We start from the raw sequence: 14,320 nt of genomic DNA on the forward strand, positions 1-14,320 counted from the left end.
TTGACCATGGTCATGGTTTAAAAGGCTGTTGTTTGTTGCGAGATTATGGGATTTGCTTTCAATTTGTCCAAAACTTTTCTTCAAAATTACTCATATAAAATCCCTTTTTTGCCGTTCCCGCGAGAAAACGAGAATCCATACTATACGCCCGTCATGGTCCTTTGAAATGTGAAAATAAACTCGCACTTGGAGTGGGGGAGGGCCGAGCGAGGAAAAGAAAAGCCTGCTTCCGCAAAATAAAAAAAGGACGCCCTCAATCGCGGGCGTCCAACGTTTCTTCGATAATCTAGACGACGGCCGTTACCGCTTCCAGTATATCCTTTGCGAAACCGGCCACCGCCGGATGCGTAAGCAGCTCTTTCAGGCCGTTGCCTCCTTCCAAACCTTGCGCATAATAATCGAGCAGCACGGCCAGTTTTTCCTTTGCATTCTGCACGCTGAAATCGATCTCGTTCTCCGGGTCCTCGCCGGCCTCGACGGCTTTCGCAAGCAGTGCCGTTAATCCGGCTCCCGCTTCCGAAAGCATTGCCGGCACATCGACTCTCGGCTGCCTGAGATGATCGGCCAGCGACTTCAGGATCGAAGAAGCGTCGCGCCGAAGATCGGACACCGTCTCATGCAGTTTCGACTCAGGATAATCGAGCACCTGCGTGGCGGCATGGGCTACGCCGAGCAGGGCCATTTCGGCGTCCTGTATCTTCATGTCGCGAATGTACCTGGGGTCTTCATTCAGATACTCTTTTGCGTAAGGAAGACTGCCGTCGTCCTTGATGTCTTTGCCAAAGAAGTAGTATCTCTTTGCGGGCGGAATGCGGATGTGACGGTTGACCGGATCGACCTTGTCTTTTAGAAATGCGTAGGCCGCCTTCATCTCTGTGTATTTCGCCTGGGTCCTCATGAAACTCGAGGGCTCCCCGAAATGCTGTTTCCAGCGCTGCTCCATCTCCTTCACCATCTTGCGAACGCGTCCGTTCGGGGCGAACCGCTCCATGGCAGGGATCATCACATAGCCTTGAAATGCCTTCTGGCGATGGAACTCCGCGATCTGCCGGAAATGCTTGTCGTCGTACTTCCGATACCGCTCATAGCCGTTGAAATGAACCTTGAGGAACCGGAGAAGAGTCGGGCCCCACGTCTGGAGCAGGCGCTCGTCACCCTGCCGGATGAACTCCATGATCTCGTGCTCGTACAGATGCTTGTGGATCATGCCGCCGCCGTAGAAGCTGACGTCTTCCCACTTGAACGGTTTTACCCGGCCTTCCTCCTTCAGGCGCTTGTAGAGCGGAGTGCCGGGGTAGGGGGTAACCCGCGTGAGCTGAGCCGCCGTCGGCTCGCACTCGAGCAGGTACTGGAAGTCCTCCTCGAGTATCTCGCGCGTGTGAAAATCGAATCCGGCCATCCAGCCGATCATTGTGCCGATGCCACGCGCATACAAATTGTGGAGGATCTGTTTGGCGTCGCCCGCACGCTTGCCGTACCCTTGGTCGGGAGCAAACTTCGATTCCAGCCCAATAAACATGCTCTTCACGTTGTTGTGGGCCATCTCATCAAGGTCGTTGTACAACGAGAGCGTATTGATACTGATGAGGATGGTGATGCTGAACGTCGAGAAATCAATCTCCGGATCCGCGCGGAGCAGGCGCCCCACCTCGTTGATAAAATTTTTGTCCTGATCCTCTTCATAAATAATGATGTTTGTGCCCGGCAGCCGGTTCTGCCACATCTTGATCTCGTTCTTTAACTCCTGCGGACTAACCATTGTGTGGCGTTGTCCGCCAAACAAAGTCGTGGTCGTGCAAAAATCGCATCCTCGATTGCAGCCGAGAGCAGCTATCATCGCCGTTGTATCGCCGGGAGGCCAGCGGTCGATCCACCACGGACTGCCCATCGCGCAGCGCGGCAAATAATGCTGGCGAACCGGCGCCTTCACATCATCGCCGAGACGCTCCCTGAACCAGCGGATGCCGTCCCCGAGCACCAGGTGGTCCGCAAGCTTTTTCCATTCCTCCTGCGGATAATACGCCCCGACGCTCTGCGCGAGGAATCCGCCCAGAACGATCTCGCTCTTCGGCGAGTATTTTCGGACCACCCGGCACATCTCCATGACTCCCTCAAAGCTGGGTGTCAACGCTGAAATGCCGACAATGTCATAGCCCTTCTTTATCTCCTCGATCCAGTTCTCGACCGTCGGATGATCGAGAACGGTGGCGGGCGCAGAAATATTCTGCGCAATGATGAAAGGACCAATAAGATGCATGTGCGCCTCAAAAGTAAAGATCCCCTGGCCCTTGAAGAACCGCTGGCGCATAATATCCGTTGGCGTGTCATGCCAAGGTTGCAGCGGGTATGGCGTGGTTGGAGTTGCGAGAAGGACGCGTTTCACTGGTGTACCCCCCTTTTTTCGACCAGCTTGCGCTGTGCTTAAATGAATGAAGCTTCAGTCATTAATGAAAGTATACTTCGTCAATCGCGATTTGTCAAGATGAAAAGGCGAAAAAGTCGAGAATGTCTATTGACATGTTGGAGTATTGGCGTTATAATGTGAATAGATATTCACATCATGAGGTAAGCCTTCTATGGCATCCGAAAAACTGAAAACAGAAATCAGGCGCGAGCAGATAGCCGAGGCCGCACTCGGCGTGATCGCCATGCACGGGATCAAAGGATTAAATGTCGCGCGTATTGCCCGCCGAATCGGCTTGGTACCCTCGGCGCTTTACCGGCACTTTCGAGGAAAAGACGAAGTACTTGACGCCGTCCTTGCCATGATCGAGCAGCGCCTGCTGGAGAATGTGGACGTTGCGCGGCGCGAGCAGCCCAGCGCGCCCGAGCGCCTGCAGCTTCTCCTGCGACTGCACATCAAGTTCATCCGCGAGAACCAGGGCGTGTTGCGGGTGATCTTTTCCGAGGACCTGTTTGGTGGGAAACCTGCCCGCAAAGCCCGGGTGTACGGGATGATTCGCCGGTATCTGCACAAGATTGAGGAAATCGTGCGCGAGGGGCAGGCGCAAAATGTTTTTCGTTCGGAGCTGAATCCGGAAACCGTTTCAATCATGTTCCTGGGGCTGATTCAGCCGGCGGCGATCCTGTGGAACATGAGCGACGGAGAGTTCGATGTGACGCGACATTCAGAAAAAGCGTGGAATATCTTCAGCGAAATGATAGTCCGGACGGGCCGGTAGGGCCGCGGCCCTGCAAAAGGAGGAAAAAAATGAAACCGCTACAAATTGTCTATGTGAGTCTTCTCGCAGCCGGTCTTCTTTTCATCCGCTCAAGCATCGGGTTTGCTCATTGCGACACGATGGATGGCCCCGTGGTAATTGATGCTCAAGCGGCGCTGCAGAAGGGCGACGTGACGCCGGTGCTGAAATGGGTGGCGCCGGAACAGGAATCTGAAATCAGGGGGGCCTTTCAACAGACGCTTGCCGTGCGGGAACTTTCCCCCCAAGCGCGCGATCTCGCCGATAGGTATTTTTTCGAGACCCTGGTGCGGGTCCACCGTGCGAGCGAGGGAGAGCCGTATACCGGCCTTAAACCGGCAGGACAGGAACTCGAGCCTGCCGTCGCCGCAGCCGACCGCGCGCTGGAAACAGGAGAAGTTGACGGTTTGTTGAACATGGTACAGCGGGATTCGGCCGAGGGCATTCGTCACCGATTCCATCGCGATCATGAGGCGAAGCAGCATGCGGGCGAGAGCGTTGCCGCAGGAAGAGAATATGTAAAGGCATATGTGGAATTCGTTCATTACGCCGAACGCCTTCATAACGATGCGACTGCAGCGGCCCATCATGTGGCGGCGCCCAAGGATCGCGGCCACGCTCATTGAACGCTCCAGATTTCTTAAACCGGTTTTGGTTTTTGGTTAAGAAGTGAATATGTATTCACAAGAGGGACCCATGAGAACGAAGAAAATAAGAGTGCTGATATTGCTGGTGCTGGTGTCAATTGGCTCCGTCGTTGCCATCAGCTTTATCCCGTTTCGGGAAGAAGAAGAGAATGCGATCCGAATTTCGGGAAATATAGAGGCGACCGACATAGCCGCAAGCTTCAAAATAGCGGGTCGTCTTGAAGAGCGCCTGGTGTCCGAGGGGGAGATGATTGGACGGGATCAACCGGTGGCTCGCCTCGAGCAAACGGAGTTGTTGCAGGAGGCGGCCATGTACAGGGCTGAACTAGCCTCCGCGCGAGCCGCTCTTGCCGAACTTGAAGCCGGTTCTCGTCCGGAAGAGATAGCAAAGGCGGAAGCCGCCGTTAACAAGGCTGAGGCAAATCTGGCCGCGTTGATTGCCGGATCACGGAGGCAGGAGATAGCCGCGGCGCGGGCAGTCGTGGATCGCGCCCGCGCCGAGGCGGCTCGCCTTAAATCGGATTTCGCTCGCCAGGAATACCTTTATGAGAATGGCATCTCTTCGGATAGAGAGTTTGACGCTGCCAAAACCGCATACGAGATGGCCGAAGCCCGGGTTAAGGAAAGCGTCGAGCAGATGCAGCTTGTTGAAGAAGGGCCGCGGCAGGAGGAGATCGATGCGGCGCAGGCAGCCCTTGTTGAAGCCCGCGAGCAGTACAACCTGGTAAAGAAAGGGCCGCGAATCGAAGTGATCGAGCAGGCGCGCGCTCGCGTCGAGCGGGCGGAGCAGGCTTTTGCCATAAGGGAAACGAAGCTGGCCTACACAAATCTACGCTCGCCTCTCACCGGAATTGTCCTTTCGGAGCAGGCCGAACCAGGCGAGTACGTGAACGCGGGATCGCCGATCATCGTCGTGGGCGATCTGGAGAACGTTTGGCTTCGCGGATACGTCAATGAAACCGATCTGGGAAGGGTAAAGCCGGGACAATCGGTTCGGGTGACCGCCGATACGTATCCAGGCAAAGTATATAATGGCACGATTTCCTTTATCTCTTCCGAGGCAGAGTTCACTCCGAAAAACATTCAGACCCAGGAGCAGCGCGTCAAGCTTGTTTATCGGGTAAAGATTGATATCTCGAACCCTCGACTCGAGTTGAAGCCGGGAATGCCCGCAGACGCGCAAATTCTGCTGGGCGGAGCGTAACGGATGGAAACGATTAAAGTGCAATCGCTCAGCAAAAAATTCAACGGCAACCCCGCCGTCCAAGGCCTTACATTTTCGGTTGAAGAAGGTGAACTGTTCGGGCTCGTCGGTCCGGACGGCGCGGGCAAAACGACAACTTTGCGGATGCTGGCGTCGATCCTCGATCCGACTTCCGGCGACGCGTGGGTCGGCGGTTTTCACGTAACTGAAGAAGCGGAGCGGATCAAAGAGATTATCGGATATATGGGGCAGCGCTTTGATTTGTATCCGGACCTGACCGTGATGGAAAACATCACCTTTTACGCCGATATCTACGAGGTGCCCCGCAGAGAGCGCAAGCAGAAGATTGAGCGGTTGCTTGCATTCAGCAATCTCGGGCCGTTTACGAAGAGGCTGGCGGGGAATCTGTCCGGAGGCATGAAGCAGAAGCTCGGGCTCGCCTGCTCGCTCGTGCATACTCCGAAAGTGCTTTTTCTCGATGAACCCACAAACGGAGTTGATCCGGTCTCGCGGCGCGACTTCTGGCGCATCCTGTACCAGTTGCGGAAGGAGGGCGTCACGATTCTGGTTTCGACCGCATACCTGGACGAGGCGGAACGCTGCAACCGGCTGGTCCTCATGCATCAGGGGCAAAGCGTGGCCTCCGGTTCGCCTGACGAACTGAAAAGACTTGTTCAGGGCGATTTCGTCGAGATTCGGGCGCCGCAGCCGCGCGTCGCGGCGCAAGTGCTCAGACGGGATGGGGGTATGGGAATGGTCGAGTTGTTTGGCGAGCGCATTCATCTGCTTGCCGACGATTTCGAATCGGCGGCGACGCACGCACGCACGGTCCTCGATAAACATGGAATAGCGACAGACGAAATTTTTCGCGTCGAGCCGTCGTTGGAAGACGTGTTCGTCACCATCCTTGCGGGGAAGCGGGTGAGTGATAGGTGAACGGGAGAAGCGATATAGCCGTCCGGGTGAAGGATTTGCAAAAAAGATTCGGCGATTTCACCGCCGTCAACCGGATCAGTTTCGACGTTAGGGAAGGTGAGATCTTCGGATTTCTCGGGCCGAATGGGGCCGGAAAATCCACTACCATAAAAATACTCACCGGCATCCTGAAAGCAACGGGCGGAGAGGGGACTGTCGCCGGCCTCGACATTTTCACTCAGAGAGCACTCATCAAGTCGCACATCGGTTACATGAGCCAGAAATTCTCGCTCTATGAGGATCTTACGGTGGAGGAGAATATCGACTTTTACAGCGGCGTCTACAAAATCCCTCCGGCAAAGAAGAAGGCGCGCAAGGAATGGGTGATCGAGATGGCGGGGCTTGCTCGACATCGCAACAGCAGAACCGGCGTGCTCTCAGGCGGCTGGAAACAGCGGCTGGCATTGGGCTGCGCCATCCTGCATGAACCACCAATCCTGTTTCTTGACGAGCCAACCTCGGGCGTTGACCCAATCAGCCGCCGCCGGTTCTGGGACCTGATATACGACCTCTCAGAGAAGCGCGTCACGGTCTTCGTAACCACTCATTACATGGATGAAGCCGAATACTGCAATCGATTGGCGCTTATTTATCGCGGTGAGATCATCGCTTCCGGCTCGCCCGGCGAACTCAAACGGAACTATATGAACGGCGACGTGCTCGATCTGTCGTGCGATCAGCCGCAGGAAGCGCTCTCCGTGCTCGAGAAAGCACCTTCCATAAAAGAAGCCGCTCTGTTCGGGGGAGGCATTCATATCGTTGCGGATAACGGTGAAGCCGCAGCCGCGGATATCCGCAAGCGCCTCGCGCAGTCCGGCTTTACCGTCAGACGGATTGAGAAGATTTCGCCCTCGCTCGAGGACGTGTTTGTTTCTCTCATTGAAGCCGGCGCACGCAGCGCCCCGCCTCAGCAGGAGGTTGGCAGATGAGAACGATGAGAGTCGCCGCGATAGCCAGAAAAGAATTCATCCATGTTATCCGCGATCCGAGGAGCCTCGCGATGGGAATAGCGATTCCTATGCTGCTGATCGTGCTTTTCGGATACGCGCTCACCCTTGACGTTGATAACGTGCCGATGGTCGTTTGGGATCAGGACTCAACGCATAGCAGTCGAGAGCTTGTCAGCAGATTCCAGGGCTCGCGCTATTTCTCGATCAGAGACTATATCGATGACTATGCCGAACTCGAGCGGTACATTGATTCCGGAAAAGCGGGGATCGTGCTTGTGATCCCGCCCGGTTTCTCGATCGGGATCGAGAGCGGCCGCCAAACCTCGGTTCAGCTTATCGTTGACGGGAGCGACTCGAACACCGCAACCATAGTCATCGGCTACGCCGATGCCGTTCTGTTCGATTATGGAGGCGATGTGGCCGCCGCCTTCTCTGAATTCGGTGGAAGAAAAATCGCTCCTCCTGTTGATTTCAGGCCGCGTGCCTGGTACAACCCCGATCTGGAATCGAGAAATTACATTATCCCGGGGCTGATCGCGGTCATTATGATGGTAATCGCCGCCCTCATGACATCGCTGACCATTGCAAGGGAATGGGAGCGCGGCAGCATGGAGCGCCTAATCTCGACTCCCGTGAGGACCGAGGAGTTGATTCTCGGCAAATTGATTCCTTATTTTTCGATCGGGATGCTGGATGTTGCGCTGGCAGTCTTGATGGGCGAGTTCCTGTTCCAGGTCCCGTTGCGCGGCACGGCGGCTTTCGTTTTCTTGATGGCGGCGATTTTCCTTGCGGGCGCTCTGGGTCTGGGGATGCTTATCAGCATCGTTACAAAAAGTCAGCTATTGGCCAGTCAGCTTGCGATGGTGCTCACCTTCCTGCCCTCGTTCCTGCTGTCCGGCTTCATGTACGCAATCAGCAACATGCCGGTGGCGGTTCAAATCATCACCCACCTGGTTCCCGCCCGCTACTTCGTCAGCCTCTTGAAAGGCATTTACCTGAAGGGAATCGGCCTCGAGATTCTCTGGCTCCAGGCTGCCCTGCTCTTGCTCTTCGGGATCGGCATTCTTGCCCTCGGCAAACTAAAGTTGAAAAAGAAACTGGGGTAGCGGCATGACGTGGGAACGCATAAAGCATCTGGTCAAAAAGGAATTCATTCAGGTCTTCCGAGACCCGAGGATGAAGGGGGTCATTTTCCTCATGCCCATCATCCAGGTCCTCGTGTTCGGATATGCAGTAACCACCGATCTTCGGGAGGCCAGGACCGCGGTGCTTGATTTCGACGACACCATAGCCAGCCGCGAGTATATCTCCAAGTTTGCCGAATCGCGCTACTTTGACATCAGGTATGTACAGGATGAGCGCGAAATTCATCGATTAATGGACAGGGGAGGCGTGCAGGCCGCACTTGTCATCCGTCATGGATTTGAAAACGATGTTCGAGCCGCTCGCGCCGCTCCCGTTCAGTTCATCGTTGATGGGACTGATTCGAATACCGCCGGCATCCTGCTGGATTACAGCGCACGGATCACCCGCCGGTTCTCGGGTGAGGTCACCATGAACCGTCTTTCCCTGCGATCACAGCCGGCCTCTCCCATTGAGGTCGAGACAAGGGCATGGTTCAATGAGAACCTTGAAAGCCGCGCATTTTACGTGCCCGGTGTAATAGCGATCATCGTGATGTTGATCACACTGATGCTCACCAGCATGGCCATCGTGCGAGAGAAGGAGATCGGGACAATGGAACAATTGCTTGTGACGCCGCTTTCGGCTCCGGAATTCATTATCGGCAAAATGCTCCCGTTCGCATTGATCGGGCTTGTCGATGTTTTGGCGGTGACACTGGTAGCCGTGTTCTGGTTCGAGGTCCCCGTCCGCGGGAACCTGTTTCTGTTGTTGATATCCGCCGTGCTTTTTCTTCTCACAACGCTCGGCGTCGGCTTGTTTATCTCGACAGTAAGCGGCACCCAGCAGCAGGCAATGATGACGACGTTCTTCTTCTATTTTCCGGCTGTCCTGCTCTCCGGTTTTATGTTCCCTATCGCCAACATGCCCTTGCCGGTCCAATGGTTGACCTATATCAACCCCTTGCGCTATTTTCTCGTGATCATCCGCGGCATCTTTCTGAAGGGTGTCGGCATCGACATCCTGTGGCCGCAGATGCTGGCTCTGGCGCTGCTCGGCGCCGGCATACTTGGACTCGCCGTTTATCGGTTTGGAAAAACAAGCTCGTGACGCTGCCGCAAATTCCTTCTGAAAACAGTAAACAGCGGTGAAAAAGCTAAATTGACAAATATGCCCGCCTCTGCTATATTTTTGGGAATGGGAGCATTTAACTTGCACACTGGCAGGGGGTAACGCAAAACGGTTTCCCGCGGCAGAATTCAAAAACAAATCGCCGAGTTCTTCCGGAGCAGAGGACGGTCAAAGTCCTCGTTTTTCGTCAGACCTTTATTCATCATTTCCCGGACGACCGCCCGCACCGTTAAAGAGTTTCTCGCCGATGAGTGCCTCCTCCGCGCAAGCGCTCTCGCCTTTGCCACGTTGCTCGCCCTCGTACCCGTCGCCGCCATCTCCTTTTTCGTCCTTACCAAGCTCGAGGCATTCCAGGAGATCGAACAGAAAATCATGAATTTCATTTTCCGGAATTTCATACCGGCGCGCACTGACATCATTCAGCAGTACCTTATCGAATATACGACCAAGGTGGGAGTGCTCGGCATCTTCGGCATCTTCGGTCTCATTATCGCCGCTATTTTCCTTTTCAATAATATCGAAAGCACGTTTAACGCCGTCTGGCATGTAAGAAAGAAGCGCCCGTTCGTCGGAAAGCTTACTTCGCTATGGGCGGTGCTGACATTCACTCCGATCCTGATCGCCCTTTCCTTTTACGTGGCTGCCCGGCTGACTGCTGAGAGCGAAGGCATCGTGCCTGCCTGGATTGTGCCATACCTGCTGAATGTGATCGCCTTCTGGTTCGCTTATCAATTCATCCCGTACACAAAGGTCCATTTCCATGCCGCAATCATTGCCGCTGTCGTGGCCGGCATTTTTTGGGAAATCGCAAAAGGAATGTTCAACTGGTATATTAATAATTTGACCTCGTACACGCAGATCTACGGGTCGCTCGGTACGATTCCCGTTTTTCTCCTGTGGCTGTTCCTCACGTGGGTCATCGTCCTGTTCGGCAGCGAACTCGCCTATGCGATTCAATACCGCCAGAGCAACAAAACAAGCGGACACGAATACCTGGAGTTCTATTCCGTCCGCGCAATGGCGGAGATCACGAGGCTGTTCCGCGTTCCGGCCGAAAACAGGGAAAACACCATTGACCGGCTCAGAGAGGCCGGTATTCCGCAGGATATGGTGGGCGATATTCTGAATCTTCTTGCTCAAAAGAATCTCGTCATCTTCACCGAGGACAAGGAATATTATCCGGCAAAGGACCCGGCCACAATTACGGTTCGCGACGTCATCGAGGCGGTATCCGGCACCACCATGCTTGCTCCGGCCGCCGCAAAAGACCCGGTTTCACAGAACCTGAAAAAGAATTTTCAGGAAGCGGGAGCTCAGATTAATTCTACTCTTGAAAAGTTGAATCTGCAGATGCTCATTAACGGTTCCAAAGAGGCTGAAGAAAAGTGAGTTGAGTTTTCGTACGGAGGACAATTCCGCATGAGTTCTTTAATCATTCTGGCGATCATCATTCTGGCTGCTTTCGTGTTCTTGGCGTACCTGTTCCGCGAATCGAAAATCGAACTCGATTCCCTCACGATCGCAGCCGTAGAAGCAAAAAGAGAGCCTGCCGGCCCACGAGTTCTGAAGAGGGTCCAAGCGCCGAAACTTCAGGAAGCGAACGCCGCCCCCGCTCCGCCGGAATCCAGAATTCCTGAATCTTCCGGGCCCGCTCCGGCTGCACCGCCCGCGCCAGGATATGAATATCGCGAGTTACTGGAAGCGGGGGGCGATAATTTTGTCATTCCCCAATGGATGGTCAACTACTTCTCGAGCAGCGAGATCTGTCATACGCTCGATCAGGTGGACCGGGTCGTGCTGATCGTCAAGTTGAACGACCCGAGAAACGCCAATGAATCGTCCATCGATTTGTCGGCCGAATGCGACATGAATACACAAACCGCCTCACTGAAGCTTAGCTTTGGAGAAGGAGCCGCTGCGGAACAGGTGCGGACTAAATTCTACCTCTTCGAGCGGGGGGACCTGTTCGAGTTGAATCGCCTTGTTCGCCAGCAGGACGTGAGAATCGACGTGCTCACTCGAGCGGCGGATTATTCTCTCGAATATGCAAAAACTACTCGCATCCGACTGCCGCAAGACATTCTAGCGCAACTGAAGAACGTGCTTTCCAAAATCCCTTCATAGGAAAGGCGGAAGCCGGGCCGCTCTTCAAGAGATTTTTTCATTCATATTTCTGTGTGAGATCCCGCCGTTTCTCCTTCACAAGCAGACTGCAAAAATGGTATAATCATTGCATTCCGGCCGGATAAATGGAGGGATCAATGAATCACAAGGTATCGCGCCGAGGGTTTTTGGGATCGGTGGGGACCGCGGGCATCGCTTGGACCGCCGGTTCTCTTATTGGTTGCAACGGAAAGGCGGCTGCGTTCGCGCCGAAACTGCCGAGAGAGCACCAGTTGTCGCCGGAACTGATTATTGTTCGCGGCGAAAATCCAAAAAAAATGGTAACAGCAGCGCTCGAAGCGTTGGGTGGCATCGACAAGCTGGTGAGACCCAACGATGTGGTTGTCGTGAAGCCCAACATCGCATGGGACCGGATCCCCGAGCAGGCGGCAACGACAAATCCCGCCGCTGTGGCCGCCGTCGTGGCCTTATGCAAGAAAGCCGGCGCAAAAACAGTAAAGGTCTTTGATCGAACTTGCAATGACGCTCGCCGCTCATACGATTCGAGCGGAATCGCAAAAGCCGCCGGGGAAGCGGGCGCGTCAATCACCCATGTGCTCGATCGAAAATTCCGCGCGATTTCCATCCCCAAAGGGATATCAATGCGGGAGTGGACGATTTATGAGGATGCCGCCTCAGCCGATGTCTTGATTAACATGCCGATCGCAAAGCATCACGGCAACTCGCGCCTGACGCTTGGCCTGAAAAACATGATGGGTATCGCAGGCGGCAACCGCGGAACCTGGCATCCGGAAATCCATCAGCGCCTCGCTGACTTTGCAACCGTGACCGCCGTCGACCTTACTCTTGTGGACGCATACCGCATCCTTACCGATCGAGGGCCTGCCAGTGGAACAGCAGCCGACGTCCGCTTGGAAGGTCTTTTGGTGGCGGGAATAGATCCGGTCGCGGTTGATGCATATTGTACAACTATTTTCGGATTGACACCCCAGGAGGTCGGCTTCGTGCCGCGGGCATTCGAGCTTGGTCTGGGCGAGATGGACTTGCAGAAGGTTGCTCAGCAGAAGATAAATCTTTCATAGCAAGCGGCAGTATGAGAAAAATCAGACGCTCATCTCAGTTCCTTTTCCTCGCGTTCTTCATATTCCTCCTGACGCGCGCTTCATATCCGCTTAATGACCTGTATCCGGTGGATCTTTTCCCCCGACTGAGTCCTCTGCTGGCATTGTCGGCTTCGCTCGCCTCCCGTACTCTCATCACTGCGTTCTGGCCGGCGCTCATCCTAGTGCTGCTCACGCTGGTGATCGGACGCGCATTCTGCGGATGGGTCTGCCCGATGGGGACCACCCTCGATATCACCGACAAACTGTTTTCAATTAAAAAAAATCCTGCTTCGGATAAAAAGCCTGCCCACAGGAGATGGAAGTTTGCGCTGCTTGTGGGCATCCTGGTTGGCGCCCTCTTTGGCGCACAACTTGCCGGATGGTTCGACCCGCTGAGCCTGATTACGCGCACCTATGCCTTGGTCCTGCAGCCATACGTGAATTTCCTCGGTGAGAGAACGGTGGATGTTCTGTACCTCGTGCCGGGAATCAATGCAGGCATGTACGCGGTTGAAGAGTCTCTGCGAACATATGTCCTCTCATTCCAGCAACTGGTTTTTTCCTCGCATATTCTTTTTGCCGCCATCTTCCTCGGCGTCGCCGCCCTGGGAATGATTAACCGCCGCTTCTGGTGTCGGAGCATTTGCCCCCTCGGCGCCCTTTTCGCGCTCGCAGGCCGATATCCTCTCTTGCGACGCAGGGTCAGCGATAATTGCACAAGTTGTCTGAAATGCCAGCGCGTGTGCATGACGGACGCTATTACCGACAACGGCAAGAAGATCGTGCGGGGTGAATGCGTTTACTGTTTCACCTGCGAGTCTGTTTGTCCCGAAGGGGCCATAAGTTTTGGCCTCTCCTCGAAAACCCCGCAACGCGTATCCGGCGGCGTCTTGACACGGCGCGCCTTCGTCACCGCCGCGGTCAGCGGAGCAGCCGTCGTCCCCCTGATCAAGCTCAATTACCAGCGCAGCTCTCTCTATCCATGGCTGATTCGCCCGCCCGGCGTGCAAGAAGAGGACCTCTTTCTGGAGCAATGCGTCCGGTGCGGCGAATGCATGAAGGTGTGCTTGAAGAATGCCCTGCACCCGGCGCTGCTCGAAGGAGGCTTTGAGGCGCTTTGGACTCCAAAACTTGTTCCGCGAGTGGGTTACTGCGAATATAATTGTACACTCTGCGGCTCTGTATGTCCGACCGGCGCAATCCCTCAACTGTCTGTCGAACAAAAACATGCTGTGAAGATGGGCCTGGCTCATTTCGACAAGAACCGCTGCATTCCGTGGGTGGCATATCAGAATTGGACTGAGGAAAAACAATGGACCACCGACTATAATTGCGCCGTTTGTGAGGAACATTGCCCAACGCCAAAAAAAGCAATCCAGTTCTCCGATGTCACTGTCAATACTCCTGCAGGTCCCCGCGTTATTCGACGCCCCCTGGTTGTCGAAGATGAATGCATCGGATGCGGCATCTGCGAATTCGTGTGTCCGCTGAATGGACCGGCCGCCGTCCGGGTGATTGCACAAACTGCCGCAAGGAAAGGCGTGCAACCCAAACTCTTGCCCACATAGCAATGGACCGGTCATAATGCAACAGAGTTGATTCCGAAGTGCAATGTATAAATAATTGATCTTCCGGAAAAGGGATTCATCTACCCGTACAAATTTGTCACTTCGCTATACATTGTAAACGAAAGTCGATTAGCAACCATATCTAGTGTTTTTCGATCCGATTCTTATTGAAATTTCCCGGTTTTCGTGTATAATAATTTTAGCTCCTCACAAGAATTTGTGGGTTAATTGTGGCATAGGAAGGTCTCCGAGCACGTGATAAAGGGCAAGCGAAAAGGTTTCAAATGTGCGGTAGC

The 14,320-nt window shown here is 54.5% G+C and carries 11 protein-coding genes and 1 pseudogene; 11 read left to right on the top strand and 1 reads right to left on the bottom strand.

Annotation, left to right across the window (positions count from 1 at the left end; genetic code table 11):
• Positions 1–286 precede the first annotated feature (286 nt).
• Positions 287–2,383 (bottom strand): hypothetical protein, encoded by a 2,097-nt coding sequence (locus C4520_03180; protein ID RJP24910.1) that lies wholly within the window; start codon positions 2,381–2,383, stop codon positions 287–289.
• A gap of 193 nt (positions 2,384–2,576) precedes the next feature.
• Between C4520_03180 and C4520_03185 the strand changes: the two genes are divergently transcribed.
• From C4520_03185 to C4520_03235, 11 genes and pseudogenes are all read left to right on the top strand, one after another.
• Entirely contained in the window at positions 2,577–3,182 is a 606-nt protein-coding gene (locus tag C4520_03185) for a TetR/AcrR family transcriptional regulator (GenBank protein ID RJP24911.1), read from the top strand.
• Positions 3,183–3,211: 29 nt separating this feature from the next.
• Positions 3,212–3,757 (top strand): annotated as a pseudogene (locus tag C4520_03190) (hypothetical protein).
• A gap of 139 nt (positions 3,758–3,896) precedes the next feature.
• Positions 3,897–5,051 carry an HlyD family efflux transporter periplasmic adaptor subunit gene (locus tag C4520_03195; protein RJP24912.1) on the top strand — a complete coding sequence of 385 codons (1,155 nt, stop codon included), beginning with the start codon at positions 3,897–3,899 and terminating at the stop codon, positions 5,049–5,051.
• Between the two features lie 3 nt (positions 5,052–5,054).
• Positions 5,055–5,987: an ABC transporter ATP-binding protein gene (locus tag C4520_03200; GenBank protein RJP24913.1), complete on the top strand. Its 933-nt coding sequence runs from the start codon at positions 5,055–5,057 to the stop codon at positions 5,985–5,987.
• Positions 5,984–6,955, top strand: coding sequence for an ABC transporter ATP-binding protein (locus tag C4520_03205; protein ID RJP24914.1), 972 nt, complete (start codon positions 5,984–5,986; stop codon positions 6,953–6,955). The genes C4520_03200 and C4520_03205 overlap by 4 nt, the downstream gene beginning before the upstream one ends.
• On the top strand, positions 6,952–8,082 hold the full coding sequence (locus tag C4520_03210; GenBank protein RJP24915.1) for an ABC transporter permease: 1,131 nt from the start codon (positions 6,952–6,954) through the stop codon (positions 8,080–8,082). Before C4520_03205 ends, C4520_03210 begins: the two co-directional genes overlap by 4 nt.
• A 4-nt stretch (positions 8,083–8,086) precedes the next feature.
• The gene (locus C4520_03215; protein RJP24916.1) at positions 8,087–9,208 is read left to right on the top strand and encodes an ABC transporter permease; all 1,122 of its coding nucleotides are present in this window, start codon (positions 8,087–8,089) and stop codon (positions 9,206–9,208) included.
• A gap of 147 nt (positions 9,209–9,355) precedes the next feature.
• Positions 9,356–10,618 (top strand): YihY family inner membrane protein, encoded by a 1,263-nt coding sequence (locus tag C4520_03220; GenBank protein ID RJP24917.1) that lies wholly within the window; start codon positions 9,356–9,358, stop codon positions 10,616–10,618.
• Between the two features lie 30 nt (positions 10,619–10,648).
• Positions 10,649–11,353, top strand: coding sequence for a hypothetical protein (locus tag C4520_03225; protein ID RJP24918.1), 705 nt, complete (start codon positions 10,649–10,651; stop codon positions 11,351–11,353).
• Between the two features lie 125 nt (positions 11,354–11,478).
• Positions 11,479–12,435: a DUF362 domain-containing protein gene (locus tag C4520_03230; protein RJP24919.1), complete on the top strand. Its 957-nt coding sequence runs from the start codon at positions 11,479–11,481 to the stop codon at positions 12,433–12,435.
• 11 nt (positions 12,436–12,446) lie between these two features.
• A complete protein-coding gene (locus C4520_03235) occupies positions 12,447–14,024 on the top strand; it encodes a 4Fe-4S binding protein (GenBank protein RJP24920.1) in 1,578 nt (525 codons plus the stop codon).
• Positions 14,025–14,320: the final 296 nt, after the last annotated feature.

It is taken from the genome of Candidatus Abyssobacteria bacterium SURF_5 (assembly GCA_003598085.1).
In the GTDB taxonomy this organism is placed as follows: domain Bacteria; phylum Abyssobacteria; class SURF-5; order SURF-5; family SURF-5; genus SURF-5.

Excerpts from the sequence above, each read along its gene's own strand:
- C4520_03185 (RJP24911.1), top strand. The coding sequence starts at position 2,577 with ATGGCATCCGAAAAACTGAAAACAGAAATCAGGCGCGAGCAGATAGCC.
- C4520_03195 (RJP24912.1), top strand. The coding sequence starts at position 3,897 with ATGAGAACGAAGAAAATAAGAGTGCTGATATTGCTGGTGCTGGTGTCA.
- C4520_03200 (RJP24913.1), top strand. The coding sequence starts at position 5,055 with ATGGAAACGATTAAAGTGCAATCGCTCAGCAAAAAATTCAACGGCAAC.
- C4520_03210 (RJP24915.1), top strand. The coding sequence starts at position 6,952 with ATGAGAACGATGAGAGTCGCCGCGATAGCCAGAAAAGAATTCATCCAT.
- C4520_03215 (RJP24916.1), top strand. The coding sequence starts at position 8,087 with ATGACGTGGGAACGCATAAAGCATCTGGTCAAAAAGGAATTCATTCAG.
- C4520_03225 (RJP24918.1), top strand. The coding sequence starts at position 10,649 with ATGAGTTCTTTAATCATTCTGGCGATCATCATTCTGGCTGCTTTCGTG.
- C4520_03230 (RJP24919.1), top strand. The coding sequence starts at position 11,479 with ATGGAGGGATCAATGAATCACAAGGTATCGCGCCGAGGGTTTTTGGGA.
- C4520_03235 (RJP24920.1), top strand. The coding sequence starts at position 12,447 with ATGAGAAAAATCAGACGCTCATCTCAGTTCCTTTTCCTCGCGTTCTTC.